At 53.2% G+C, this 26,719-nt stretch carries 23 protein-coding genes; 9 read left to right on the forward strand and 14 right to left on the reverse strand.

From position 1 onward, the window contains the following. Window positions 1–158: 158 nt before the first annotated feature. Together AC13E3_RS14085 and AC13E3_RS14090 are read left to right on the forward strand one after the other, a co-directional pair. Window positions 159–365: a cold-shock protein gene (locus tag AC13E3_RS14085; protein ID WP_008172950.1), complete on the forward strand. Its 207-nt coding sequence runs from the start codon at window positions 159–161 to the stop codon at window positions 363–365. Window positions 366–535: 170 nt separating this feature from the next. After that, a complete protein-coding gene (locus AC13E3_RS14090; RefSeq protein ID WP_008172949.1) occupies window positions 536–1,231 on the forward strand; it encodes a lysophospholipid acyltransferase family protein in 696 nt (231 codons plus the stop codon). Between the two features lie 50 nt (window positions 1,232–1,281). Here AC13E3_RS14090 and AC13E3_RS14095 read toward each other — a convergent pair whose 3' ends face one another. The 7 genes from AC13E3_RS14095 to AC13E3_RS14125 form a co-directional block, all read right to left on the reverse strand. Beyond that, window positions 1,282–2,085 carry a dienelactone hydrolase family protein gene (locus tag AC13E3_RS14095; RefSeq protein ID WP_039881979.1) on the reverse strand — a complete coding sequence of 268 codons (804 nt, stop codon included), beginning with the start codon at window positions 2,083–2,085 and terminating at the stop codon, window positions 1,282–1,284. Window positions 2,086–3,183: 1,098 nt separating this feature from the next. Further along, on the reverse strand, window positions 3,184–3,939 hold the full coding sequence (istB, locus tag AC13E3_RS14100) for an IS21-like element helper ATPase IstB (RefSeq protein ID WP_008172942.1): 756 nt from the start codon (window positions 3,937–3,939) through the stop codon (window positions 3,184–3,186). Window positions 3,940–3,950: 11 nt separating this feature from the next. Then, entirely contained in the window at window positions 3,951–5,492 is a 1,542-nt protein-coding gene (istA, locus tag AC13E3_RS14105) for an IS21 family transposase (protein ID WP_008172940.1), read from the reverse strand. A gap of 110 nt (window positions 5,493–5,602) precedes the next feature. After that, window positions 5,603–6,109 carry a hypothetical protein gene (locus tag AC13E3_RS14110; RefSeq protein ID WP_482902162.1) on the reverse strand — a complete coding sequence of 169 codons (507 nt, stop codon included), beginning with the start codon at window positions 6,107–6,109 and terminating at the stop codon, window positions 5,603–5,605. 147 nt (window positions 6,110–6,256) lie between these two features. Next, complete coding sequence (locus tag AC13E3_RS14115; protein WP_008171489.1) at window positions 6,257–6,535, reverse strand: hypothetical protein; 279 nt, start codon at window positions 6,533–6,535, stop codon at window positions 6,257–6,259. Between the two features lie 189 nt (window positions 6,536–6,724). Next, a complete protein-coding gene (locus AC13E3_RS14120) occupies window positions 6,725–6,967 on the reverse strand; it encodes a hypothetical protein (protein WP_008171491.1) in 243 nt (80 codons plus the stop codon). 41 nt (window positions 6,968–7,008) lie between these two features. After that, the gene (locus AC13E3_RS14125; RefSeq protein WP_405417342.1) at window positions 7,009–7,836 is read right to left on the reverse strand and encodes a CHAD domain-containing protein; all 828 of its coding nucleotides are present in this window, start codon (window positions 7,834–7,836) and stop codon (window positions 7,009–7,011) included. 339 nt (window positions 7,837–8,175) lie between these two features. Here AC13E3_RS14125 and AC13E3_RS14130 point away from each other — a divergent pair, with 339 nt between their 5' ends. Continuing rightward, the gene (locus AC13E3_RS14130) at window positions 8,176–8,586 is read left to right on the forward strand and encodes a hypothetical protein (RefSeq protein WP_139043669.1); all 411 of its coding nucleotides are present in this window, start codon (window positions 8,176–8,178) and stop codon (window positions 8,584–8,586) included. A gap of 20 nt (window positions 8,587–8,606) precedes the next feature. On the opposite strand, the gene AC13E3_RS14135 is transcribed toward AC13E3_RS14130, so the two are convergent. The 7 genes from AC13E3_RS14135 to AC13E3_RS14165 form a co-directional block, all read right to left on the reverse strand. Then, window positions 8,607–9,407: an MBL fold metallo-hydrolase gene (locus tag AC13E3_RS14135; RefSeq protein WP_008173589.1), complete on the reverse strand. Its 801-nt coding sequence runs from the start codon at window positions 9,405–9,407 to the stop codon at window positions 8,607–8,609. 53 nt (window positions 9,408–9,460) lie between these two features. Further along, window positions 9,461–11,038, reverse strand: coding sequence for a hypothetical protein (locus AC13E3_RS14140; RefSeq protein WP_008173586.1), 1,578 nt, complete (start codon window positions 11,036–11,038; stop codon window positions 9,461–9,463). A 120-nt stretch (window positions 11,039–11,158) separates the two neighbouring features. After that, complete coding sequence (gene phbB / locus AC13E3_RS14145; RefSeq protein WP_008173585.1) at window positions 11,159–11,917, reverse strand: acetoacetyl-CoA reductase; 759 nt, start codon at window positions 11,915–11,917, stop codon at window positions 11,159–11,161. Between the two features lie 42 nt (window positions 11,918–11,959). Next, window positions 11,960–13,288 (reverse strand): acetyl-CoA hydrolase/transferase family protein, encoded by a 1,329-nt coding sequence (locus AC13E3_RS14150; protein ID WP_008173582.1) that lies wholly within the window; start codon window positions 13,286–13,288, stop codon window positions 11,960–11,962. Between the two features lie 103 nt (window positions 13,289–13,391). Further along, window positions 13,392–15,278 carry a pyruvate kinase gene (locus tag AC13E3_RS14155; protein WP_050898302.1) on the reverse strand — a complete coding sequence of 629 codons (1,887 nt, stop codon included), beginning with the start codon at window positions 15,276–15,278 and terminating at the stop codon, window positions 13,392–13,394. A gap of 217 nt (window positions 15,279–15,495) precedes the next feature. Further along, entirely contained in the window at window positions 15,496–16,377 is an 882-nt protein-coding gene (locus AC13E3_RS14160; RefSeq protein ID WP_008173578.1) for a phosphate/phosphite/phosphonate ABC transporter substrate-binding protein, read from the reverse strand. Beyond that, window positions 16,374–18,698, reverse strand: coding sequence for a bifunctional diguanylate cyclase/phosphodiesterase (locus AC13E3_RS14165; protein ID WP_008173576.1), 2,325 nt, complete (start codon window positions 18,696–18,698; stop codon window positions 16,374–16,376). Before AC13E3_RS14165 ends, AC13E3_RS14160 begins: the two co-directional genes overlap by 4 nt. 359 nt (window positions 18,699–19,057) lie before the next feature. Between AC13E3_RS14165 and AC13E3_RS14170 the strand changes: the two genes are divergently transcribed. The 6 genes from AC13E3_RS14170 to AC13E3_RS14195 all read left to right on the forward strand — a co-directional run bounded on the left by AC13E3_RS14170 (window position 19,058) and on the right by AC13E3_RS14195 (window position 26,534). Next, window positions 19,058–21,049: a bifunctional metallophosphatase/5'-nucleotidase gene (locus tag AC13E3_RS14170; RefSeq protein WP_008173574.1), complete on the forward strand. Its 1,992-nt coding sequence runs from the start codon at window positions 19,058–19,060 to the stop codon at window positions 21,047–21,049. A gap of 375 nt (window positions 21,050–21,424) precedes the next feature. After that, entirely contained in the window at window positions 21,425–22,171 is a 747-nt protein-coding gene (locus AC13E3_RS14175) for a ParA family protein (protein WP_008173572.1), read from the forward strand. A gap of 62 nt (window positions 22,172–22,233) precedes the next feature. Then, window positions 22,234–23,934 carry a BMP family ABC transporter substrate-binding protein gene (locus AC13E3_RS14180; RefSeq protein WP_008173570.1) on the forward strand — a complete coding sequence of 567 codons (1,701 nt, stop codon included), beginning with the start codon at window positions 22,234–22,236 and terminating at the stop codon, window positions 23,932–23,934. A gap of 80 nt (window positions 23,935–24,014) precedes the next feature. Continuing rightward, window positions 24,015–25,133: an alanine dehydrogenase gene (gene ald, locus AC13E3_RS14185; RefSeq protein ID WP_008173568.1), complete on the forward strand. Its 1,119-nt coding sequence runs from the start codon at window positions 24,015–24,017 to the stop codon at window positions 25,131–25,133. A gap of 22 nt (window positions 25,134–25,155) precedes the next feature. Next, window positions 25,156–25,728, forward strand: a complete 573-nt coding sequence (locus AC13E3_RS14190; protein ID WP_008173565.1) for a glutathione S-transferase family protein — start codon at window positions 25,156–25,158, stop codon at window positions 25,726–25,728. 194 nt (window positions 25,729–25,922) lie between these two features. Beyond that, the gene (locus AC13E3_RS14195) at window positions 25,923–26,534 is read left to right on the forward strand and encodes a Yip1 family protein (RefSeq protein ID WP_008173563.1); all 612 of its coding nucleotides are present in this window, start codon (window positions 25,923–25,925) and stop codon (window positions 26,532–26,534) included. The last annotated feature ends 185 nt before the right edge of the window (window positions 26,535–26,719 follow it).

The raw sequence follows: 26,719 nt of genomic DNA on the forward strand, positions 1-26,719 counted from the left end.
GATTCAGTAAAGCATTTCATGAATAAGACGTACCTCCGCAGTTAGTAGTGACCGTCCTGTTTTTGATTCCGCGAGTTCTGTATTTCCGCAAAACGCTGACCTGACACCATGAAGGTGCGAGGCGGCAGATAATATGATTGATTTCAGGAAGTTTAAGTATGTCTACTACTACCGGTACTGTTAAGTTCTTCAACGAAGCAAAAGGCTTTGGCTTTATCACTCGTGAAGGCGGCCCGGACGTTTTTGTTCACTACAGCGCTATTCAGGGCAGCGGTTTCAAAACTCTGGCAGAAGGCCAGCAGGTTGAGTTCACCGTTACCCAGGGCCAGAAAGGTCCTCAGGCGGAGAACGTTGTTGCCCTGTAATCCCTGATGGATTCGGCAATAACCGCCAAAAAGGCAGCTTCGGCTGCCTTTTTTAATGGCTGAAAAACGCCTGGCAAGGTGGCACGCTTTTGTCATTTTCCCATCATTGTGTAATCTTTACCGACCTGCTGCTTGTTTAACCGGAAGTCGAGATCTCCAGGAATCATTACATGCTCCGACTGCTCAAGGCCGCCTGGATCCTGTTCTGGGCCATACTGCTCACCCTGATTCTGTTCTTCCCGATTGTTATTGCGGCCCTTTTGGGGAAGCGAGGGGATGCGGCGTTCCACGGCACCCAGATCTATGCATGGATTATCCTGAAAGTCTGCGGTATCCGCCTCAAGGTTCGTGGCAGGGAAAACATCGAGCCCGGTCAGCGATATGTCATTCTGAGCAACCATGCCTCCTATCTTGATCCCCCGGCGCTGGTGCTCGCCCTTGGTCTGCAATATCGGTGGGTGATCAAGAAAGAGTTGCGCAAGGTGCCCCTGTTCGGATTGGCACTGGAAGCCTCGCGGAATTTGTTTATCGATCGTTCGAAAGGCAGTGATGCACTGGAGAGCATCAAGCGGGGTGTCGGCCAGCTCCCGGACGGCACCGGCATTCTGATTTTCCCGGAAGGAACCCGTTCGTGGGATGGCAAATTACTACCCTTCAAGAAGGGTGGTTTCGTCATTGCACAGGATGGCGAGCTTCCGATTCTTCCCGTCACCATCTGTGGGTCCCACCAGCGATTGCCCAAGGGAAGTGCTGCCTTCAGCAGCGGTGACATTGAAATCGTCATTCATCCCCCGATGGCGTCCGGGGCTTTGCCGCTGGATGATCTGATGACAGACGTTCGCAACAGTATTGCGTCGTCCCTCTGAAGCAGAAGAACCCGGCCGCCAGGCCGGGTTCCGGTGTTCAGCGCACGGTGTTACCGGGCGAAAATAGCCTCGTAGAAACGCATGGTTCCCTCCCAGGAACGGGTGGCGGCCTCTTCGTCATAACCTATCGGCATGCCGAACTCCTCGGCGACCTTGTCAGCGCCAGGATTGGTGAATGAGTGCAGCACGCCGGGAAAGCTCACCAGGGTGAGATCGACTTCTGCATCCTGCATCTCCTTCACCAGGCCGGCGACCTGGTCCGAGGGAACCATCTTGTCGGCACCACCGGTGTACACCTGAACCCTGGCCTTCACTGTTCCGGCTTCGGCGGTTATGGGGCTGCCAAGCGCACCGTGGTAGCTGACGACGCCGTCCAGATCCACGCCCATACGTGCCATATTCAGGACCACCGCGCCGCCGAAACAGTAGCCTTGTGCAGCAATGCGGGACGCATCAACGCTTTCATGGTTTTGCAGGATCTCCATCGCCTTCATGAAGCGCGCCTTCACCTGATCCATGTCCTTGGTCGCTTCCTGCATGAACTTCTGGGCGGTATCAGGGTGGTCCGCCAGCTTGCCGGAGCCATACATATCGAGGGCAAACGCCGTGTAGCCAGAGGTCGCAAGCCGCTCTGCCTGCTCCCGAGCGAATTCATTGTGGCCCCACCATTCGTGGACCACCAGAACACCCGGGCGCTTTTCTTCAAATTCGTCGTCCCAGGCCATATAACCGGTGAAGGTGGTTTCGCCGATCTTGTACTCGACGGTCTCAGTTTGCATTTCTGCCAGTACCTGCGTGCTTGCCAGAGTGAGTGAGAAGGTTGCCACTGCCGCTATTGTTTTCATGGTCTTCATGATCAGTCCTGCTCCTTTTGAATCCAATTGTTTTGTTTCCGAACATCCAGTTGCCAACCTGATACTACGAGTCATCCTGAAAAAGGTAGCAGATGGTGAGATGGAGGATTTCCGAGAGCTTGTCCATCATGAGCAACTGTAAACGATTTTTTCAAAAGCTTAGCTGATGGCGTCAAAGGCACAAAAAAGCCGGGAGTGTCACGCCCGGCAATCAGATGAGCAACGCTTGGATTCAAGAACAGTGGCTTAGTCCGTCCTCACTTTCAGCATCCCAGAGAAATATGTCAGTCTTGCGACAATTGGGTATTTTTTGAGCAAGTAGCAGGCGTCACGATGTGTCGCTAACTAAAGGGCTGGAATTTTTCCTGAAGAACAGAAAGGCGGAAGACCGTATCGTTCGAGTAGTTTAGCCGGAGCAATGCTCAAGCTCGTCTATCGGATCCCCCAATAGCATTGTCAGGTAGTGCCTGGCAGCGTGTTCACTCGTGCTACGGAAAAGTGAACTTTCTCCTTTAATGTGAACTTCGTACCGGAATGGCTTGAAGAAGCCACTCACCTCCTTGAAGCCTAGTTCCAATAGCTCTACACATCTCTGCTTACAGGACCAAAGGACACGGGCTTCCACACCTTCGATCGCGTTTTCCATGATTGACATATATGCCCTCGTTGAAACGACGCGCAGATAAATCTGCTTCAGAGGGCTCATCCTGAGCGCATCACCCTAAATACGGTGTTTAACGGATTTTCCTTTCAACGCGACTATTCAAGCAATCCTTTGTTTCGGGATCGTGAAAAGCACTGTGGGGAAAGAAAAAACCGGCTCCAGTCCAGGAAGCCGGACAATAAGATCAGCATCTGATCTTCGAGAGAGCAGGTAGTGTGAAGGCAGAGAATGACGATTTGGTTACGGAAATAGTGCCAGTGCAGTAGCGTTTCCAGAATCTCAAGGCCGAACGATGTCAAATGCGGAGGTGAAGCCTTCTGGGCTGGCCTGTGCGTAAACCGCTGAAGGTTGCCACCCATTCCACGTGAAGCCTGCCACCCGGACCGGAGCAAGGCTGCCACCCATCGGAGCGTAGCGACGCGGGGTTTCTCTTCTTACTCCGAAGTCTCAGTGCTCGTCAACTTTGCCTGCTGTTTTCGCATGGATTCGCCCCGCAGATTGATCTTGTAGGCGTTGTGTACGAGCCGATCCAGAATGGCGTCTGCCAGAGTGGCGTCACCGATCACGTCATGCCATTGATCCATGGGCAGTTGGCTAGTGGCGATGGTGGAGCGTCTGCCATGGCGGTCTTCCAGCACCTCCAGCAAGTCTCTTCGGTTCTCTGCGCTCAGCTTCATGAGCCCCCAGTCATCCAGGATCAGCACATCCACTTTGGCGAGGTTGGTCAGGAGCTTGGCGTACTGGCCATCTCCCTTGGCAATGGTCAGCTCCCGCAGCAGTCGGGTCAGGCGGACGTACTGGGCGGTGTAACCCTCCCGGCAGGCTTTGTGCGCCAGAGCACAGGCCAGCCAGGTTTTGCCGACCCCGGTGGGGCCGGTGATGAGCACGTTCAGATGTTCCTTCACCCATTGGCAACCGGCCAGTGACTGGACCAGCCCTTTATCCAGGCCCCGTGAGTTCCGGTAGTCCAGGTCTTCGAGAATGGCCGTGTGTCGCAGCTTGGCCCGGCGCAGCCGGCTGGTCATGCGTCGGTTATCTCGCTCGGTCATTTCCCGATCCACGAGTAGCCCGAGGCGTTCCTCGAAGCTCAGATCGGTGATGTCGGGGATGGTCGACTGATCCGCCAGGGCGGCGGCCATGCCGGCCAGTTTGAGGGCGTGGAGTTTATCCAGTGTGGGATGTTTCAACATGTCAGGTTCCTTCAGTGGTAGTAGGCGGGGCCACGGATGTTGTCGTGAGTGTCCGGTAAAGCCAGTTCCTGTTGCTCTTCCAGAGGCTGCTGATCCAGACGGTGTTTGAGGATGGATTCAATGCTCTTGTACCGGCAACTGCCCAGCATCAGGGCGCGTTGGCAGGCGGCTTCCAGCCGCGACTCGCCGTAGCTCTGCCCCAACCGGAGAATGCCCAGACAGGAGCGGTACGCCTGCTGTGGGTGTTTGCGGGCACCCAGTGCGGTGCGGATAAGCTTCTCCGTCGCCGGTCCGGTCTTGGCGGCCCAGCCGATCAGCCTTTCCGGCGACCACTCGCCCGCCTGGCGATGGGATTCGGGCATGTGCGCGGCGATGGTGGTGTGCCGTCCCTTCTGGTCGGAGCGCCGGTGGCTGGCGATCCGGTTGCCCCGGTAAAAGCATTCGATGGTGTTGTGAGTGATGCGAACCTCCACCTCTTTCTTGATCAGGGTGTAGGGCACCGAGTAGTAATGCCTGTCGATGGCGACGTGGTAGTCGATGTGGACCCGGGCCTTCTTCCACTCGGCGTAGACATACGGCTCTACCGGCAATGGCTGTAAAACCGGTTTATCCAACTGTTCGAAGTGGTCGCGCCGGCAGCCGGGTAACTTGCGGAAGGGGCGGCTGTTGAGCTTCTCCAACAGCTCACGGATGGTGGCGTTGAGTTGCCCCAGGGAGAAGTGCTGGTGATGGCGCAAGGCCGCCAGGATCCAGCGCTCAACGATCAATACACCACCCTCCACCTTGGCCTTGTCGCGGGGCTTACGGGCGCGGGTAGGAACAATGGCGACCCCATAATGGGCGGCCATGTCCTGATAGGTTGGATTGAGGTCCGGCTCGTACCGGTGAGCCTTGGTAACACCCGATTTTAAATTGTCGGGGACCACTAATTCCGGAACTCCATTCAGATACTGGAAGGCCCGGGTGTGAGAGCCGATCCAGTCCGGCAATGTCTGGCTCCAGGTGGCTTCGGCGTAGGTGTAATTGGATGCGCCCATCACCGCGACAAAGACCTGCGCCTCGTGGATCTCTCCGGTGGTGCGGTCAATGACGGGCACGGCCTGGCCGGCATAGTCCACGAACAGCTTCTCACCGGCCCGGTGGTCCTGGCGCATCACCAGGTCCAGCTTGCCCCGCCAAGCCCGGTAGTGCTCGCAGAACCAGCTGTACTGATAGCCGTCCGGGTTGGCTTGTCGGTACTCCTGCCAGAGCAGGAACAGGGTGACATTCTTGCCCGCGAGTTCGTCACGGATGTGCTGCCAGTCGGGGATGCCCCTGGCCTGTGCCGGCAGATCCGGTGGCTGCGGGAACAGCAACTGCTCCAGATGGGCCTCGTCCAGATCCGCTGGCAATGGCCAGCTCAGACCGGCCTCAACCGTGCGGCGCAGGTATTCGCTCACAGTGGGGCGGCTGACGCCGCAGACCGCCGCAATCTGGCGGTTACTCAGTTCTCTGTCCCATTTGAGACGGAGGACATCTTTGATCTTGCGCATGGATAACCTCTTCGCGGGCATCTGACCTTCTCCGGATGAAAAGGATCAGAGTACCGTTAAGTTATCCCGCGTCACGCGGCTTCGATGGGGCGAGTCAGGCAGCCTGCCAGGGTGGCAGCTTTGCCGTGGAATCAGTGGCAGCTTTCGCGTGGAATGGGTGGCAGGCTTCGTCTGGAATCAGTGGCAACCTTGGTCTGGAATACGCAGGCCTGGTCTGAACTCAGCATACCCTGCGTGTAAGGTCTCTCAAGAGTTTGGAATTTGCCGACAGCGTAGGCAATCTCAAAATCGAGGTCTCCATAAAGGCTTGCAGTCACAAAGATCTGATGAGGATCAGCCTGTACAACATCGGCAACAGCAACAGCCGTGGAACAACACGACGGAGGCGCGGGCGGCAACTCAAACTCGATACAGCTCACCTCGCCTTCCGGAACGACGGTGTTCGCGCTGAGAGAGGCTGCGTTGAACAGAAGCTGAAAGATCGTTGAATCGAGAATGAGGCCGGATGGTGAGAGAGAGAAAGGCGAAAGATGTATCGATAGAGAACAATGACCAGACGTAATCTCGACACTCGGACGGAACCGTAAACCCGCAGTGGAGGAGAGAAATTCAGACTTGAGGCTGTTCAAAGAATCCACGCCTGGGCCCTTCTGTACACCTTAGTGGAATTTCGCACTACGGATACCATGACAGAAAAAACCGGGAAACGACGCTCCCGGCAATGAAGATCCACTGGTGGAAAAACACGATGACGCTAATCCACAGCGCAGAAGAATAACTGCCTTCTATGACAATCTCGTGACTTTGTACCGCTTGGGTGCGCTACCTTTTGCAAACGTCTTCCAGTCTACAACGTTGCACTCCGCATCAAAGTGGACGAAACCGGCGTAATCGTCGTCATGCCAGGTTTTGATGTAACCAATCAACTCACCATCATCTGCCACCATTTCGAAAGAGGCGCGCGTTTCGTCGGGATCAGACGTGTCAGTCCGCTCGTCGTAAACTGTCTGAAGAGTACAATTGGGGTCGTTCATCAGTGCAAGGGCAAGAAGATCTGGGTTCATGAGTGGGGACTCCATTTCAGGCACTAAGCTGTCACTTTGCAAATTACCGCTCAATAATAGACCGGTTTTACCGCGGGGAAAGGCCTAAACCCATTCTCATTTTGTATGAAAATTAGCCATTTCATAGTCATTGTGACCAATGCGCACCGGATCCTCATTGATTAAGATCATTAAAGTCGTGGCAACCGGCTAAATGTTGTTGATTTCCCGAAATTGATCAATCTCCAAGCGAATACTCATCGGCAAGTTCAACGCCTCCAGGCGATCCAGCAGCGCGCGAAGTGCAAGTACCTGTGATCCATCTACCTGCCCTTGTGCACGCGCTAGCGCTTCCAGAGTAATCAGTTCTTTGGCATCAAAAACATGATCATTGGCAAAGCCGATCAAAAACGAGTATCCAATAAGTGCCTTGGTCTGTGGTTGTGCGGGCATGACTAGATCCTCAGTGTTGTCTAGTCAGGCATACTCTGAACTTATAACAGTTTGATGAAGGAGCTCGAAGATTCAGAAAGAAGTTTTTTCGCCTCTCTATGTGCACGGTTCTGTAATTTGTCCAGTTCCTTCTGAATTTCATGTTTTATGGGCTCAAAATCCTTTTCAGCAAGGTCCAGGGCCTCTCGATGCTCTATGAGATAATCCATCAATACCGCAAAATCGTTCGCGTTACCCTGAGTCTCAGTGAGAATCTCAAGTTGTGACACTTTTGATTTGAGACCCTTTCCGAACATCGGTCGAAGAACTCTCAAGCAATAAAAAAGGTCCTTGGACCGTTTTCTAAACTCATGAAAGTCCTCGATATCATCCGATTCGCGGGCTTTCTTTTCTGCTTTACGGGCTTTCTCATAGATTCTTTTAAGATTTGGGACAAGATCGGAAAGGGACTCTGGAAGACTCCAATCTTTCGGCGATTTGCTGTTTGAATCGACTTCCAAAGCAAGATCTACGAAAAAGTCGCTGCCTTTTTCCGACAGGGGATCGAGTTGGGCTTGTGCTGATAAAAAGCGAGTAACTGTATCCGCAGGCGTAGCTCCCAAATGCGATGTTTCAGCTACGAGAGCGTTCCAGGTTTTTGTCCTGACGAGCGCATCCCGGTTACCCGCTAGTTTGCCCGAGACTGCTTTGTAGAATGACTGATTATCGCTGAAGTCCGCCTTATCCACATGGGGCTTGACGAGCCGCAGTATTGCGCGAATTTCCTTGCATCCTTTCCGGGCCTCGTGAACGCCAGTTTCAGGCTCCCGGCACGCTCGGAGAAGTGAGAGAGCGATGTCGTCATTGATCGAACGAATCAGCCGTCTCATCTGCTTCGCAAAATTTCCGTTAGGACTGAGTCTGTACCGCATGACTTTACCTCGCTTCAATGAACAGTGTTGCGGATCGATTGTCTCAACACTGAAATACTATTAGAGGATCCTAGAGCTTACAGGAGTGTTATGAATCTACTCTCGGTCGCAATTGCAGTCACACTTGTGCTCGGGAGACCAAATGCCTCAACTTTTCCCGATGTAGACGAAGGGTCCTGATTCAATCCCTGAAATGCCATGTTTATCGGGCGTTACAGATTAAGGGAGAGATCTCAGTGAGCAAGCGAAACCGCCATTTTAAAGCATTAACCTCCCTGTACTTGTCATCAACCTCCGATGCCTGGATTCTGTCCCAGCGTTGAGCTGGAATACGGCTATTGCTCGATTTCCGTACGTCTCACGCCCTTTTCCAACACCCCATGGGGAGTAGTCAAGGAATCTGTTGTCTTTCAACTGTTGCACGATGCCTCCCAGCTAGCCGCCAATACCCAGGAAACCTCGCTGCTGGCTAAATGTGACAAGTTTGAATTGCAGCCGTTCCAGGCCCTCTGGGAAAGCCGCGTTGCAACTGTTGCCCGAGTCATACACTCCGGGTTGCACCAATGGACCATTGAGTCGACCATTTATGATGAAGCGGAGAACGAAATCGCTTGGGCTCGCAGTTGGTTTGCCCGCTCCAACGTTTTGCTTGAGACGATCGCCCCCTACAAGAACCAGATGCTCAAATTGACCCAGGACTGGAGCTGATCAAAGAGTGCGGGAAGATATCAATGCACGTTTGCTGACAATTCCTCCGCAGCCTTCTGTTCGTCAGTTGACTCTGCGGAACCCGCGAAGCCTTGGTTGTATCCGAACTGATAAATCACACCAAGCCTTGCAGTTCTCCATCCTTGACCTTCTGCGAACTGACGCTCAGCAGCACTGTCAAAATGATAAAGAATCAATCGCTCAAGAACATTATGCAGAGCATATTCCCTCTTAAGATCGTTCAATGCTGAGTGGGCCGGGTTTGTTGCAGTTGTAGCATCATGAAAGATTAACTCCCCCCGTCCTGCATGAGCGACGAGCTGTTCGGGAATGGGCCGAGTATCGCCGGTGTAAACGAAACAACCGGGCAAAGCCAAACCGAATGCCTCGCCAGGAAAGTGATGCCGCACTGGGAAGACATTGAAACGGTAACCTCCAAAATAAAACGCATCGCTGACTGGGATCAGCTGAAAGCTGTCCCAAAAATTCATACCGCCCTCCGCAACCTGGGAGCCGGCCGAACCGAATATCTGATGCAATCGGGTTACAAGGCCGACAGGTATAAAGAGTTTTATTGAGCGTTGCTCTTTGAAAGCGATGTTAAAGAACAAGCGTTCGAGGCCACCAACATGGTCAAGATGGGCGTGGGTCAGGAATATTGCATCGAACTGGAGTTTTCGTTCTTTTACCGCAAAGAACGTGTCTGGGCCGAAATCGATGAGCATCGATTGGTGATTGGGCAAGCAGATCTTCGCGCTTGAGCTTCCCAGGTCCTCACTGTGCGCGCCTCCTGTTCCGAGAAACTCCAATGTTACGGTCATATAGCCACCAGCTCTGAATGGGCCGTCCATGGCCCGAGAACTCGTCCTGATGATTAATTTGCAGGGAAGTCAGTCCAACCGTCTAGCCAGCTCTGGGCGGATACCGGACTCACAGCACCGACAAAGTTGGCCGACTCATCAAAGAATTCACTTTGTGGCGGGCGTGTCGCGTTCATTTGCCGAAGCTGGACCCTGGGCATGAAAACCGGGTTGGTGAGATCTTTGGCGTTTGGGAACAGGGCCGTTTCTACACGGAATACATTGTGATTCCGTGGCTCTTCCATCCAGTCTTGCTCGCTGAAGCCAAAGTCATCGTCATCCTTGCCGGATTCTCGGGTGACTTGGCCCAGATGTCCGAGGTTGGTCAACAGGTTGTTGCCAAATGTCAGCCTGTCGCGGTTGACCAGCGAAAGCACGTTGTCGCGGGTATCGATAGCCTCAATTGCGTAGCTGTCGATCAGCATATTGTGAAAATGGCCACCTGAACCCTCGCGCAGCACCATGCCGCGATGTTTCTTCTGGCTGTTGCCGCCGCCCACAAGCGTGACATTGTAAAAGGTGGGTTCCGAGCGGGGCATTGCCTCGTGATCATTACCGTTGTTATCACCCTCAAACGCGTTGTCGCCGGCATCAGGATGCTGCTGGATAACAGCGAACTGGACGTTTCCGGTCCAGCCCCAGTCCCAGTCAATGCTGTCGTCTCCTGCACCGGTGATGACGATGTTTTTGAGATCGACATTGCCGCCAAACATCTCAATGCCATCGTCGAGAGAACGGTGAACCTGCACATTTCTGACAATCGTGTTGCTTCCACAGCCGCCGAGCGTCAGACCGTTCAGTTCGTTGTCTTTGTAGACTTCGAAGCCAGCGAATTCGATGCGGGTAAATTCTACAACCCCACAGGAATCTTCGGCGTTGGTACCGCCAAATGCGCCCCGTGTCTCACCTTCAGGAAGACCTTCGATGGAGGCTCCGGGCTGGTTCACCGGCGCCTTGCCAAGCAAAACAACACCGCCCCAGTCGCCACGCGCCCGGTTGCCCTCAGTCTGGGCACTCGTAAATACAATCGGCTTGTCCGATGAGCCTCTGGAGAAAAGCTTTGAATCTGCAGTCACGACAAGTGCTGACCCGTGTTCACCCTCAATGGTGACACCCGGTTCAATGTTGAGATTGGAGTTCTCAACGTAAATAGTTTTCTCAAGGATGTAACGCTTGCCAGATTCCCATGTGGTATCAACCAGAATGTCAGAATCAACGCGTACAGAACGATCTTCAAATGCAGTGAACCCGACCGCAGTTGAACCAATGGCAAGCATCGGGAAAACAATGAGAGAGTTGCGTCGCAGCCAGCTCTTTTGAGCAATACGAGGTTCCTCTGTTGCTTCAAAGCGGGCAGTGGTTTCTTTCGCCATCAGCGGTTGCCCGTCGTCGTTGAGTTGGATCTCCCTGGCGAGCGCCTTGAGTTCCGGCGTACCAGATAACTCAACCCTCCTGAGCACATCCGCCCGATACGCGGGCTCTCTGAGGAGCGTATTAAGGTGAACGAATTCGACGCCGGGGCAGGCACCTTTATCGATACGACGTTTTAATCGCCATAACTTTTCGACCAACAGGGAAGAATCGCCAGACATGGGGAACTACTCTTCGTTGAAGTGGAATCCAGACTCTAGCGTGCAACCATTAAGGTCTGATTAAACCTGTAGTCGAGATGCTTGCCCGGGCGCTTGCCGATCTGACGATGCGGTCCGCCATCAATGCATGAACATGCCACCGTTAATCGAAAAATCTGCACCGGTAATGAACGAGGACTGTTCATCAGCCAGAAAGGACACTACTCTGGCAATCTCATCGGGCTGACCGAATCGCCCAACTGGAATCTGCGCTTTTATTTGCTCGCGAATTTTTTCATCAATAGCCAGAACCATGTCGGTCTCAACGTAACCGGGCGACACGGTGTTCACTGTAATGCCTTTGCGAGCGGTTTCCTGGGCCAGAGCCTTGGTGAAGCCATGAATGCCGGCTTTGGCGGCGGAATAATTCACCTGGCCAAATTGGCCTTTTTGCGCGTTGATGGACGAAATGTTGATGACGCGACCATAATTCTGGGCGATGAGCGTATCCAGGAAGCAATGGGTTACATTGAAGACGCTGTCGAGATTGGTGTGAATCACTTCTCGCCACGCCTCAACTGGCATTTTCTTCATGACCGAATCCCGCGTAATGCCAGCGTTATTAACCAACACATCCAGTCGACCGTAACGGCCCAGCAGTTCGTTGGCAGCCGTTTCACAGCTCTGGGTATCCGCAACATCCATTTGCACCAGGTCGATTTCCAGACCTTCTGCGGCGAGGCGGTTTTGCCATTCCAAAGCCTGTGGTTTGCGGTCTGCATTTCTGAACGTCGTCACGACCTGATAGCCCTGACCAACGAGTGCCTTGCAAATCGCTTCTCCGATTCCTCTGGTTCCGCCGGTAACCAGCGCTACTCTTGAGGTTTTCCCAGTTGTCATTTGTTGTCCTCCTTGTAGGTATATGTGTGGTCAGAGATGGTTCTAGATGAGTCCGATTGAATTCGCCTCACTTTCCAAGAATTCTCGAAACTTGGGATCTGCAATACTGATAAGTGCTTTTGCCCTCTGGGGAATCGAGAGACCTTTGAGATTCACGCAGCCATGTTCTGTCACAACCATGTGGACGTCGTTCCTGGGGTCCGTAACGGTGCCGCCCCGAAGCTTTGGCACGACACGGCTGACGTTTCCCTCCTGCGCAGTTGAGCGAAGGGCCACGAATGAACGACCGTTTCTGGCCGCGTAGGCCCCGCGAACGAAGTCCAGTTGCCCGCCGCTCCCAGAGAACGGCTTGTCCCCGAGTTGCTCTGAGTTGATCTGGCCGGTCAGATCAATTTCCAGCGCAGAATTCACGGAAACCATGTTTTCGTTTAAACGGATAATGTCGGGGTTGTTAACCCAAGAGGCCGGATAGCCAACGATGGAGGGGTTATCGTCGAGGAAGTCGTAGAGTTTCCGGTCGCCGAGGGCAAAGGTGAACACGTGCTTGTGCTGCATCCAGGTTTTACGCCTGCCGTTCATAGCTCCAGACTGAATCAGCGGCATCATCGCCGGGGAGAATAACTCACTGTGTAAGCCCAGATCGTGGTGGTTCGTGAGGCCGGCCAAAACCGCATTGGGAACGCCTCCCACGCCTATTTGGAGAGTGTCACCGTTGTGGATCTGGTCGATGATCTGGTCAGCAATTCTCAAGTCGACATCAGTTGGAGGGTTGGGAGTGGCTTCAACCAGCGGCTGATCGTGCTCCACGATCAAGTCAATTTCCGAAATGTGGACAGAACACTCACCGAAGGTTCGAGGCATGTAACGATTGACCTCGACAATGACGTTCCTGGCTTTTCGGATCACCGAGGCGCCGTAATCGGCGTTGGTGCCCAGGCTGAAATAACCATGGCGATCCATCGGAGAAACCGTCACGAGAAAGCACTCGGGATCGATATGTTCAGTTAGCAGACGACCAGCCTGGTGCAGCATGGCCGGCACAAATTCGATCCAGTTCCGGGATCCGGATTGCGCAATCGCGTCTCTGTCCGAATGGCTCAGAAACAACGGACGGGGAGTTACCAATTCTCTCAGGTCTGGCGCCAACAGAGTTTTGCGCAGAGCTTCGGTACCATGAAGGTAGTAAAAGGCAAAGGGGCCTATCAGTCGATCCCTCAGCGCGTCTGCGGTTGCCGCCATCAGGGCCGGTGGTTGGGCAGCGCTCATGCCCAGAATAAGATTTTTACAATTGGCGAGTGTCGCTGCCGCTTCGTAAGGCTGTCTTTTCTTTTGCTGGTAAAGGGCTTCTAATCCCGGGTCCAGACCTTCCATATGCCACTGGCCTCATTCTCCTTGATTCAACTCCAAGGATGTTGGACTGTTGTGACGATTGAGTGACCAAAAAGTGACCAGCTTGTGAGAGGTGTGGTTGTATTCAAGTGGTCAGATGGGCCAACCTCAACTCCCTGAGCATTGGCCGTCGCTTTCTTTGATGGCTTTGCATGCGCTTTAAAATATTGTCCAGAGCCTCCACCGCCTCAGTGATGTGAGGACCTTTGTTGAGCATTACGCACTCCGCTCTGTGCGCCATAACAGCGTCTGATATCTCGGCTCGTGATGGCACGCCCTTTCGGGCGAGATTCTCAAGCACCTGCGTTGCCCAGATGACAGGCACGTGGGCCGCTTCACAGACCGACAGAATCTCTTCCTGCACCTCGGCCAGACGTTCGTAGCCGCACTCCACGGCCAAATCCCCCCGGGCAATCATCACGCCACAGCATGGCCAGCGCATGGCGGTCAGCAGCATCCTTGGCAGGTTTTCGAACCCTTTTCGAGTCTCGACTTTGAGCACGATTGGCAGAGTTTCTGCGTTCAGGCGCTTGAGTTGTTCTTGCAACAATTGAACGTCTGTAACTGAATTGGCAAACGACATCTCTACGACGTCGGCATGTTCTGCAATAAACGACAGGTTCCTGAGGTCTTCCCCTGTCAATGCGGCGATGTTCAGTTGGCTGTCAGGAAGGTTTATACCTTTGGCGCTGCGAAGTTTGCTCCCTTCCGGGCGCGCATGGTGAATCCGCACCCAAAAGTGTTCTGGTTCAACCTTTTCAATAACGCCGCCGATTTTACCATCATCAAACCAGATGCTTTCGCCAGCCTTAACCTGTGTAACTACGGCAGGCATTGTGCAACTGATAGTCGCTGGTTTGATGATGTTACCTGCAGAGTCCCTTTCTTCATTGGTTCCCTGCACGGAATCAGAGGTAACCAGAACCATGTCGTCCTTCCTTAGGCATAAGATGCCCTCTTGGGGAAGAAAGTCCTGGATTTCCGTTTGCACCCTTGGGGTCTGCTTTCCGTTCTTGAGCTGTATGGCTGTGCCGGGTCTAACGTAGCAAGCCTTAATGCTTTCCACGCAGCAGCCAGACTCAGTAATGTCCACCACCGTCCATTTGCGGGATTTTTTTCGCGCGTCTGTCAGTGTGATTTCGTCACAACGGTTGAGGCATTTTAAAAAGCTCTCAGAGACCCGGAATTGAGCTGCACAGTCGTCTGGGACAGAAGAAGGGTTTTCGGAAGAGGTTAGCCAGATCCGGGCAGGGATCACTGTAATTCCATAGTCATCCCTTGTGGGACGAATGTGGATGACTTTGGGGCCCGGCTCAATGTCTCCGGTTCTGATCTTGGGCCCGCCAAGATCCATGAAAATCCGGCACTTTTGGCCCAGACTCTGCTCTGCGGTTCGAAGATGGCCGATCATGGCTTGCCAGATCTCCGGGCTGTCGTGCGCACAGTTGATCCTCATGCAATCCATCCCCCTTGCCATCAACTGATGAATGATGGCTGGGTCGTGGGCGGCCTCAGTCGGCATGGTGACCATGATGCGAACTGTCCTTTCGCTATTTGCGCTGCCCAGCAGCTGATCGGCGTGATCATTGAGAAGCTTGAAGCCGTCCTCGATTGCAGGAGTTGCACCATCCTTTTTTTCCGAAACGTGATGCCGTTGTCCGAGAATGGCCTCTAATACTCTAATGACTGCGGAGAGGGTCGCGAGCACACACGATTCAGAGCGACCGAGAGATGACAGCCCTACCAGCGCAAGTCTTTGTTGCAAAGGCCGAATGTCGTGCTGTCTGAGTGCAAGGTAGTGGAGAAGATTGCTAGCGCTATTTTCATAGGCGGGGTGCATGGTTTCCAGTAGATTACCATGACCAGCTGCATCTTTAACGATGGTTTTACGAAGGCTCACGAGAGCTTCGAGAAGGTCTCCAATTTCCTCGATCTGCATCGAAGTCAATCCAGAATTCGAAAGTTCACTCATGCGTCACCTCTGGCGGCGGGCCTGCTTGTCGGTGCCGTCTTGGATTCTGTAATCGAGGCTGAACAGACAATGCTCACTTTATTAATGTCGAGAAGACGTGTTGCAGTCTTATGAACATTTTTTTACATCGCTAAGTGTTTTTGAGAATCCAGACACTGGAATCAGGCAATTCAGCGTTGGGCTATGGATTAGACGAAAAGTTCTTCTCCCGAATCGATCAGTCTGGAAGGATTGCATCGATCGCTTCGTAGTCACTGTGGGAAACGCTGTTGACGCCCACCGCTTGCTGTGTGTCCAGATAAGCCGTGAGTTTTGCTGAAGGCGTTTTCAGCAATTCCATCACCGTTTCTCGAAGAGTAGGGCAGATTCCGCTCCTGAAGACAAAAGGGTCATAGTGAAGCGCTGGAGATCGCCACAGCACTTTAAAAGCGTTCTTCCTGATGAGTCCACGCCTGAAAAGTTCATCTGCTCTAGCGCTGGATACGAATGCAGCTTCGGCTTTGTTGTCTGCCAGAAATAGAAGGGCCTTATCGTGACTTCCTGCATAGATCTCTGCGCCGAAGAAATCAGAGAATGATTCTTTGAGTTCAGCGGCAAATGCGTGCTTTGGCATCAGGGCGCCCGATGTACTCGAAGGGTCTGTTAGCAGCACACGCGCTGAGCGAAGGTCTTCAATCCGGTCAACATCGCTGGAAGTGGGAACGAGCAGCACTGAATAGTAGAAGCTTCCCTCCGGTGTTAATTCGCCCTTTTCCGTGATCAAAGAGGCAAATGCTTGGATGTCCGGGTCATCTCGATGGGCAAGGATGTAAGATGCCGGCCCCATCACTGCCAGATCGACACTGCCCGCAACTATGCCATCAATCACGCTTTCGTATGAACTCGCCCGCACCAGGTCAACAGGTATCCCGAGACCCTCTTCCAGAAGCTCAAGTAATGGTTGGTATTCGAGTACCTGCTCATCGAAGTCCGTCTTGGGAACCATCGTGAATTTCAGGCGATCTATTCCGCAGTTCTCACTTTTCAGGGTCTCTGATGCGGTGGCCCAAGTTGATAGGAGCGTCAATGCGAGAAAAGCCAGAAGCGAAACTGGATTCACACTACGTTCTCCTTTTCCGTAAAAGCTCTCTCGAAATCCAGTATCTTTTCCGCCGGCATAGGCCTGCCCAAGAAATAACCCTGAGCAATATGGCAGCCCGCCACTTTCAGGTGTACCAATTGATCATGGGTCTCCACGCCTTCAGCCACTACCTGAATCGCCATCCGTCTGGCAAGGATGATGGTTGAGGAGACAATCGGACTGTCGTCGTGGCTGTTGGATATGCGGTTGATCAAGCTGCGGTCAATTTTCAACTTATCAACAGGTACAGCCTCCAGGTGGGCAAAGCCGGCGTAACCAGTTCCGAAGTCGTCGAGACTGAGACGAATGCCTGCCTGTTTGAGGCGGTGGAGTGTCTCAACTGCTCGGCTCTCCAGCATGGCTGTTTCAGTGATCTCCAGTTCCAGTAAGTCCGGATTCAAGCCCATATCGGATAACATAGTGAGCACATTCGCGCAGAAATCCGGTTGAGAAAGCTGAATAGGGGAGACGTTCACAGCGATAGGTTTTGAGACACCAAGCATCTGTTGCCATTCGGAGATTTGAACGCAAGCGAGTCGAAGCACCTCCATCCCAAGCTTCACAACGAAACCGGTTTTTTCTGATAACGGAATGAATTTGTCCGGGTAAAGCAAACCGAAACTGGGGTGCTGCCAACGCACCAGGGCTTCATAACCAATCACTTCCATGCTGTCGAGGCAAACTTGCGGTTGGTAGTGAAGCAGGAAGTCTCGATTTCGGAGAGATTCGGTAAAGGCCTGCTCGAGATGAAACTCCTCTACGTCTGTAACGTTCAGAGATTGGTCGAAAAAACGGTACTGGCCACGGCCAGCTTTTTTGGCAGAGTACATGGCCGCATCGGCACAACGCGTCAGTTGATCGACACTCTGGCCATCCCTCGGGCTGATCGCGATACCGATACTTGAACTGGTATTGAGTTCAGTACCTTCAAGCATATACGGCGCTGATAAGTGATCGGTTAACGCGGAGGCCCATTGTTCGATACCGGCCTCAGTACGATCACCTAGCAGCAAGACAACAAACTCGTCACCACCAAAACGGGCCGCGATATCGCCAGGAGCCAGCATTCTCTGGATCCTGCCAGCGACGGCTTGCAGCAACATATCCCCAACATGATGACCCAGAGAATCGTTGATGGACTTGAAACGATCCAGATCGATAAAAAGCATCGAGCTCAATCGGCGTGCACGGCGTTGTTCCAGCACCGAGGTCTTTGCTTCGTCCAGAAATTGCCGTCGATTCAGAAGTCCGCTGAGGTGATCAATGGTAGCCGCGCGATTGCTGCGGGCGTTCTCGGTTTCGAGTCGTTCAATCAGCTTTCGGTTGCTTTGCTCCGACGTCCGCAAAGCTTCGAGCACTTGTTGCTGTTTCTTCAGGCCGTGGATCAACCAGATCACGATTCCCACAACCAGGGCTGTCATCAAGGTATTGGCAGCCAGTTGCTTTGCCTGGCCGAGTGCCAAGGGGGCAAGAACCTCTTCAAGGGGTTGTGCCACGGCTATAGTAAAGCCATTTATTGGCCTCGAAACAGAAACGTATTGGTAGCGCCCTTCTGGCAAATTGATCACAGCATCGCTGGTGATCACTCGACCTTCTTGTGGCCGGGACATCTTTGGTAACGCTGGACCGCCGATAACAATTCCACTTTCGCTCGCGCGCATCCATTCGTTGCCAGCGGAGTCCAATATCTGAATGAAGCCAGAACCCAATTCGACGTTTTGCATCAAGCTGGCGAGGTAGCCAATGTCCAATTCAATCAATACCAGCAGGTTAGGCTGCGAAGAGCCCGAATCGCTCAGCGGTACCAGAAACGGCAGTCTCCAGGCGGGATCCCCGGGCGTATAGGCCGGGTCGTCCAAGCGGTTGGGTAGGAGCGGTGCAAGGCCTGAATGGGCAAAATGCGTTTCGGCCTCTGTTAACCAGGATTGCAGATTCGATCTGGCTGACTCCGTGTGGCTCGCGTAGAGCAGATCACCGGACGCGTCATAAATGCTGAATCGGTTGAACACCGGATCCTCTGCAAGCAGCGTGAGAAAACCGGATTCATCTTCACTTTTGGATACGAGATTTCCATGGAGCAGGCGCCCCATCACCTTGCCTCGAACCGTCATTTGTTTGAGGCTTTCTGAAACTATCAATGCCAGATTGCGGTTTTCCGATATTTGGGAATCGAGAGCTTCCGTTCTCTTAGTTGAGTTTTGCCAGATGAACAGCGCCCATAAGAACAGAACGACGATAAAAGCCAGCACCAACATGGTGAGCTGGACGTTGCTCAAGGATGTATGGGACTTCAAGGACATCAAATGAGGACCTGGAGGATCATGGGCAGGTAACGAACAGGATTTCGAGCGCTGAACCAGTCCCGAGTGCAAACGGGGTTACAGTCAGGTTGCTCCACCGCAAACCCTAGCAAGTCATCATGACAATGGCGTGACTGACTTTGATTTTGTTCAGAATGCCCGTTGTAAGCCATGCTTTCGAAACCCTGGAAATAGCCTGCACATAGAAGAACTGCACAACTGTCAAACCAGTCACGTTAAGAAGGTCACGAAACGAACATCTTTTCGTCATAGCAAGTACATGTCGCATTCATAAGCTCCAAGTTGGCGCTGTTCGACTTCAAACGCCATGCAAAAACTGAAAGCCACTGGAGAAAAAGATGCGATACCTCAATTCAACGAAAGCTGGCCTGATATTCCTGGCGCTTGGTTTAACGGCCTGCACAGACACGGCTGACGAAAGTGATGTAAATGCACTGCGCGATGATTTGAATAACCTGACTGATCAGGTCAATAACGAAGAGACCTTCGAGCTGCAGTTGTTGCACCTGGCGGATATGGATGGCTCCAACGTCGACGCGCTGGCCAATGTTGGTAACATCGCTGCGATCGTCAATGGCCTGCGCAACCAGCATCCAGAAAAAACCCTTTTTGTGAGCTCCGGCGACAACTACATCCCGGGTTCCCGTTACACGGCTTCAAGTGATGATTCGTTTTCCACGGTTACTGGAGTGGCAACGCCGGGAGATGGTCGGGCTGATATCGCTTTTCTTAATGCAATGGGGCTCGAAGCATCTGCAGTGGGTAACCATGATCTGGATAGCGGAACCTCAGCATTCGCCGGTCTGATCGCCGCGGATGGCAACTGGTCCGGCGCGCAATTTCCTTACTTGAGCGCTAACCTTGATTTTTCAGCCGATACCAGTGTTAGCGGCCTTGAAGTCTCGGATGGACAGGAGGCTAGTGCGATGCCTAACAGTCTCGCAGCATATGCAGTGGTGACTGTAGATGGTGAGCAAATTGGCCTGGTCGGTGCATCAACGCCGACGCTGGAAAACATTACCTCGACCGGTGATATTAATGTTTTGCCTGCAAATGACAGTATCACTGACCTTGCTGCAGAGATTCAGGTATCGGTCAATGAGCTGACAGATTCAGGCGTAGATAAGATTATCTTGCTCGCGCATATGCAACAGCTTGCTGTTGAAAAGCAGCTCGCCTCACTTTTGTCCGAGGTTGATATCATTGTCGGAGGTGGATCTAATACGCTGCTTGCCGATTACAATGATCGTTTGCTTCCTGGCGATACCGCGGCTGACTCTTACCCGTTGATCTACAACAGTGCCAGTAACGAGCCAGTTGTCCTGGTAAACGTAGATGGCGATTACAAGTACCTTGGTCGCCTGATGGTGGAATTTGACGCCGCTGGCCGCATTATTTTGAGTAGCATCAATCCGCTCGTCAGCGGCGTCTACTCTGCGGAAGATGAGACGGTTAGCGCCGTGAATGGCAGCGCAAACAGTACCGTGGATAATATTGTTACGGCTGTAAACGATGTTCTTGTTGCTCAAGAGAGCAACATTCTGGGTAACACCTCGGTTTACCTGAACGGTCAGCGTTCATCTGTTCGTTCCGAAGAGACAAACCTGGGTAATCTGACAGCAGATGCCAACCTCTGGTACGCTCAGGAATATGATGCCAGTGTAGATATTTCGCTGAAAAATGGTGGCGGAATTCGCGCTGATATCGGCAGTTTCGCCTTCCCTCCCGGCTCAACCGATGTCGAGGATATTGAGTACTTCCCACCAGAGTCTTTTCCTGCTGCCGGCAAAGAGACTGGCGATATCTCACAGTTCGATATCCAAAGCGCATTGGCATTCAACAATGGGCTAACCCTGGTTGATGTATCAGCAGCCGAGCTCAAAGCGATTGTTGAGCATGGCGTATCAGACATCGGTGGCGGTCGCTTCCCGCAAGTCGGTGGTCTGAGCTTCAGCTATGATCCTGGCGCAGCCGTGGGAAGTCGGGTTACAGACCTGAGTGTTGGTGGCACTGCTGTAGTGAGTTCCGGTGTGGTGCAGGCTGCTGGCCCGTTCAGAATGGTCACCCTGAACTTTCTTGCCGGTGGAGGCGACGGATACCCAATTCCAGCAACGAATCGCGAAGATCTGGTGCTTGATGCCTCTCTGTCAACAAGCGTTGATATGAGCGCCAATGATCCAGGCCAGGCAAGTTTTGCTGAGACTGGTTCTGAGCAAGATGCACTCGCAGAATATCTGAAGCAATTCCATCCAGATGATTCGGCACCGTTCAGTAATTCGGATACGATTGCTGATGATTCAGCGACTGACTCACGGATTAGCACCCTGTAAGTGCCCTGAAAAGGCAGAAAGTAGCGGTCTAGTTACCGCTACTTTCCCATTGCTTTGCCCGCAGTCTCGAGATTCGAGAAAACACTTCAAACTGGCTTCTCTAACGCCAGCATTTATCTGTAACGTTAAATGCTCTCCCTCAGCCAACGTCTGGATCCTCAAAGAGCCCAATGGTTTTTCGCTGATGACCCGTATTTGCTTGCGTCGCTTCGGCAAGAAAGCTGCGACATCAGGGCGGAAGCGTCTAGTTGACCTGGATAAGTCTATCGGATTAGCCAAAGGTAGCATGCGCTTTGCAAGCGTTGGGTTTGAGCGACCTCTGAGTGCCTTCGTAAACTATGAAACACAACTCTGATTCAACGGGGCCTCTGACCCATGAGAATTATCGCCTTCTATAGTCCGAAAGGCGGTGTCGGCAAAACCGCCTCCGCCGTCAATATTGCATATCTGGCCAGCAGAAGTGGCTGCTCCACGTTGCTTTGGGACCTGGATTCCCAAGGTGCTGCAAGTTTCTACCTCTCTGGAGGTGAGCCCGGGAAAGGAAAAAAGATTTCAAAGCTTCTGGAGGGCAAAGTACCCATTGCGGAGTTCATCGAAGCGAACGTATACCCCGGTCTGGATTTTATCCCAGCCCACAAGAGTTTTCGGAACCTGGATATTCGTATCGAAGAAGACGAGCGTTCATTGCCATTAAAATCCATGCTCGCGCCTCTTGCCGAGGAAACGAGCCTCGTTGTGCTGGATTGCCCACCCGGCCAGTCTCGTCTTACCGAGCAGGTTTTGAGGGTGGCTGATGTCGTCTATGTACCGCTGGTACCGACTTGGCTTTCTATGAATAGCTGGCTTCAGTTTCGGGATTTTGTTCGTGATAAAAAACTTGGTCAAAAAAAATTGAGACCTTTTTTTACTCTGGTTGACCGTCGTAAGAAACTCCACCGGGAGCTCTGCGAGCAAGCTCCAGATCTATTTGATCGGCACATGGAAGCGATGATTCCCTATTCAAGCGCCGTCGAGCGCATGGGCGAGGAAGGGTTACCCCTCGAAATCTTAAGTCCCCGATCCAATCCGGCCCAAAGCTACAGAAAGCTCTGGAAGGAAATCCAGTCCGAGTTACGCATGTGAATTGTCGTCGTGGCGTAGCTGCATAGTTTAGGCCTTGCAGAGCAGTATTGGAGGTAAGACTGATGAGACAATGGATCCTTTTTTTGTGGCTCGCGACCCCCGGTCTTTTTGCGGATGTATTACCTTCTGATTCGTTTGCACCTGCCATTCTGTTCAATTCGGCGATTGTTCTCGACGGCTCCTACAATGAAAGCCTTCTGGCCGGAATGGAACAGTTTGAACAAGAAAAAGGTGTTCCGTTTGCTCAGGTTGCGACTGCTGACCCAGATCATTACCGCCAGTCTCTTGAATCTCTCGCGGTAGCGGGGCATTCGCCAATCATCGTGCCCGGTGGTGGAACCCAGTCAATTGTCGAGACTGTAGCGCCATCCTTCCCTCAAACGACCTTTATTTCGATTGGTTATCAGGTAGATGCGCCCAACGTGCGGTCAATTATTTTCAGAGAGTGGGGCGGTGCTTATCTCGCCGGGGTTCTGGCTGCCTACCATAGCCCGAACCGGAAAGTGGCGTTCTTAGGTGGGCTCCCGGTCCGTTCGGTCAAAGAGCTGGAGGCTGGGTTCCGCGCCGGATTTAACCGTGTACTGCCGGACGGGCAGGTCACTAGCCTTTATCTGTCTGAATATACTGAGCGCCCATGGGACGACGAAAATAAGGCCAGAGAGCTCGGGAGGCAGCTTTTCAGCAGTGGGAATGACATCGTGTTTGCTGCTGCGGGTGGCAGTGGCAAAGGAGCGTTAGCAGCAGCCGCCGAAGCTGACAAACTTGCGATTGGTGTCGACCGGAATCAGAACCATCTGTATCCCGGTCATGTTCTTACCTCTGTTGTAAAACACCTGGATAGGGCCGTTTATGTGGCGTTAATCAGTGAACGCTGGCAACTATGGCGTTCACATGTCAAAAGATTGGGTCTTGCTCAAGGGGGTGTGTCCATCAGTATTGATGAAAACAATCAGCCGCTGTTGTCCCAGGACATTATTGAGGAACTCCAGAAGAATCGGAGCCGGCTTTTAGCGGAATCGACCGGCCTGGCGGGGGACACCGACGGCGTCGATCAAGACATTGCAAAGCCGCAGTCTCTGACAGTGGCCGTTCCTGAGGAGGTCCGATTTCCATTTATTCAAGCTGATGAATCCGGGATAACCGGAATCGCCATAGATGCTCTCAGTATGGTTAGTCGGCAATTGGGCGTGGAATTCGAGTACCGGGTTTTGCCGACTCGACGAGGCGTCTATTCGCTTGGGGAGTCGGTCGACGGTTTTATAGCGATCTCGCACAGTGACGACACTGAGGCGCGTGGAGTCTTCCCGATGCGGGACGGTAACGCTGATGAAGACAGGGCTTTAATGACCTGGGATCTGGCAGCTTTTCAACTGATCAATCAAGGCGTTGTAGATGCTTCCATGTTGCAGCCACCCTTAACGATACCTCCGGGATCGGGAACGGACAATCTGACAGAACTCCAAGGCCTCGAAACCCACGTCATCGGCAGTGTAGAGCGGCAGTTGAACATGTTGCTGCGTGGGCATGCGAAAACAGCCCTCGCAGATGCGTTGCACGCCGATCATCTCATAAGAAGTCGGCCAGAGTTTGCTGGAAAAATCCGAAAGGTAGCGGCATCGGTCTCCACGGAATCAAGCTATTTGGTTTTATCGAAAAGCTTCTACCATCAATATCCAGAATTTAGCGAGATCTTGTGGAACAAGCTGTCGGAGATTCGTGAGTCTGTAGAGCTTTGGGATGGGGTAGATCGTTATTTTCGGTAGCCTCGATGGCCGCACCGAAAAGCTTCATTGACTAGACTATGCATGGATACTCACAAATCCGGACTGTCAGGAGGTTGTGTATGAAAATCGGCGTGCCCCGGGAAATCAAGAACCGCGAATACCGTGTAGGCATGACACCCGCTGCCGTTCATGAGCTGTGCGGCCACAATCATGAGGTGTTTGTGGAAACCGGAGCTGGCCTCGCCATTGGCTTTTCCGACGAGGATTATCGGCAGGCCGGAGCGCGAATTCTTGAGACGGCCGGGGAGGTTTTCGATACCGCAGAGTTGATCGTCAAGGTCAAGGAGCCCCAGGCCGAAGAGCGGGCCATGCTGAAGCCGGAGCACACGCTTTTCACCTATCTGCATCTGGCCCCGGACAAAGCGCAGACGGACGACCTGGTGAAGTCCGGCGCTACCTGCATTGCCTATGAGACAGTGACCGACCGTGGAGGGCACTTGCCCCTGCTGGCGCCGATGTCGGAAGTCGCCGGGCGCATGTCGATCCAGGCCGGTGCCCATTGCATGGAGAAAGCCATGGGCGGTCGCGGCGTGCTATTGGGCGGCGTACCCGGTGTCAGTCCGGCGCGAGTAGCGGTCGTTGGTGGCGGAGTTGTCGGCCAGAATGCGATTGCCATGGCGGTCAGATTGGGTGCCCAGGTCACGGTTCTGGACCGCAACATGGACGTACTCAGAAACCTGGACCATCTCTACGGCAACCGCATCACAACCCTGTTTTCAACGGCCCAGACTCTCGATCAGGCGGTGACGGAATCCGATCTTGTCATCGGCAGTGTGCTCATTCCAGGGGCCTCTGCGCCAAAGCTGATCACCCGCGACATGATCCGCCGGATGCCGGAGGGAAGCGTTATCGTGGACGTTGCCATTGATCAGGGTGGCTGTGCCGAAACCTCCCGGGCCACGACGCACGACGATCCCACGTATATTGTTGATGGTGTGGTACATTACTGCGTGGCGAATATGCCGGGTGCCGTTGCGCGCACGTCGACTCTGGCGTTGAATAACGTCACCTTGCCTTTTGTGGCGGCCCTGGCCAATAAGGGTCCGGATCGGGCGATGAAGGAAGATCAACACCTCAGGGCCGGGCTGAACGTGGCCGCGGGCAAGGTGACCTACAGGGAAGTGGCAGAAGCGACCGGGCACCCATACACCAACCCTGAATCCCTGTTGGGATCCTGAGTGTGAAATCCCCGGAGAAACCATGAAACTGATCGGATCCACTACTTCACCTTACGTTCGGCGCATTCGTATCCTGCTGGACGAAGAGCCCTATGAATTCCTCAATCTCAATATCTATGGTGAAGGCCGGGACGAGCTGCGGCGAAACAATCCGACCCTGAAAATTCCGGTACTCGAAGACGGTGGCAAGGAAATCTATGATTCCCGGATTATCGCCCGTTACATCAGTGCCAAACAGGGCCGCGATCCGCTGACCTGGGATCAGGAAAACCAGCTGACCATGATCGATGGCGCCAATGACTCCGCGGTCACCTTGCTGCTCTCGGAGAAGTCCGGAATCGATACCGGCGCCGACCTGATGTTCTACAACCTTCAACGTGAACGCATCATGACAACTTTGCGCACGCTGTCGGCAATGGCGGAAGAGGGCCAGTTCGAGGAATGGAATTATCCGGCCATCTGTCTTTATTGCCTGGTGGACTGGCTGGATTTCAGGGACCTGGTGGACTTTTCCGGTGTAGAGAGCCTGTTATCCTTCCGCGACAGCCACAGGGATTACCCCTGGGTTGCCGAGACTGATCCGCGCAATTCCTGACTCCGCGCGGCCGGCAATCGCCGGCCGCCGCCTCCAGCCAAGGCTGAAAAAAACTTGCCCGATCATCCTGCGTCATTTTGCTTTCGCAATCGCTGTTCTTGACTATAGTTAAGATTAAGGAACAGCGTCTGATCTGCCGGTTACCGCGTTCCGTACGTATAAATACCAACAATAGAAGAGAGAGGGGGTCATCCATGCTCCTGTCACATGCGTTCGGTCTCTTTACCCATCCTGATGAAGAGTGGGCTTCCATACGAAAAGAACATGAAACTCCGCGCCGGGTCTATGTTGCCTATGTTCTGATTCTGGCGGCGATAGCTCCCATTTGTGCCTATATATCGACTGCCTATTTCGGCTGGACGGTTGGCAATGAGCGGCTGATCAAGTTAACCGAGATCAGTGCAATGCAGCTCAGCGTGTTGACCTATCTGGCAATGCTGGTCGGCGTTTTTGCGCTGGGTTATGCCATCAACTGGATGGCAAGAACCTACGGCGCCAAGGAAGAACACGTACCCTCGAACGGTATTGCCCTGGCAGCCTACTCCTGCACTCCTCTGTTCCTGGCAGGATTTGCCCTGTTGTATCCAGTGCCCTGGTTCAACGCCATCGTCTTCCTGGCCGCCGCCTGCTATGGCGCCTATCTCATGTATGACGGGCTGCCGATTGTCATGGGCATCGAAAAGGAGCGGGCGGTCATGTACGCCGGAGCGTTGCTGACCGTCGCCCTGGTGATCCTGGTATCCACTCGCGTGGGTTCCGTCATTCTCTGGAACTTCGGAGTTGGTCCGGTATTTATCAGCGGATAGACCGGGTTTAAACGGACCGCAAAAGGGGAACCACTGGCTCCCTTTTTTTATGGTTTCTGGTTCTTGCAAAAGATTTGTCGTGATTTGCCATCCCCCTGTCGCAAATTGGCAATGCGTTCTTAACCAAGCCCGATTAGCTTCTTCATTTGGAGTAGAAACGGCGAAAGGTGCAGAACGTCGAGACT

The organism is Marinobacter sp. L-80, from assembly GCF_056859395.1.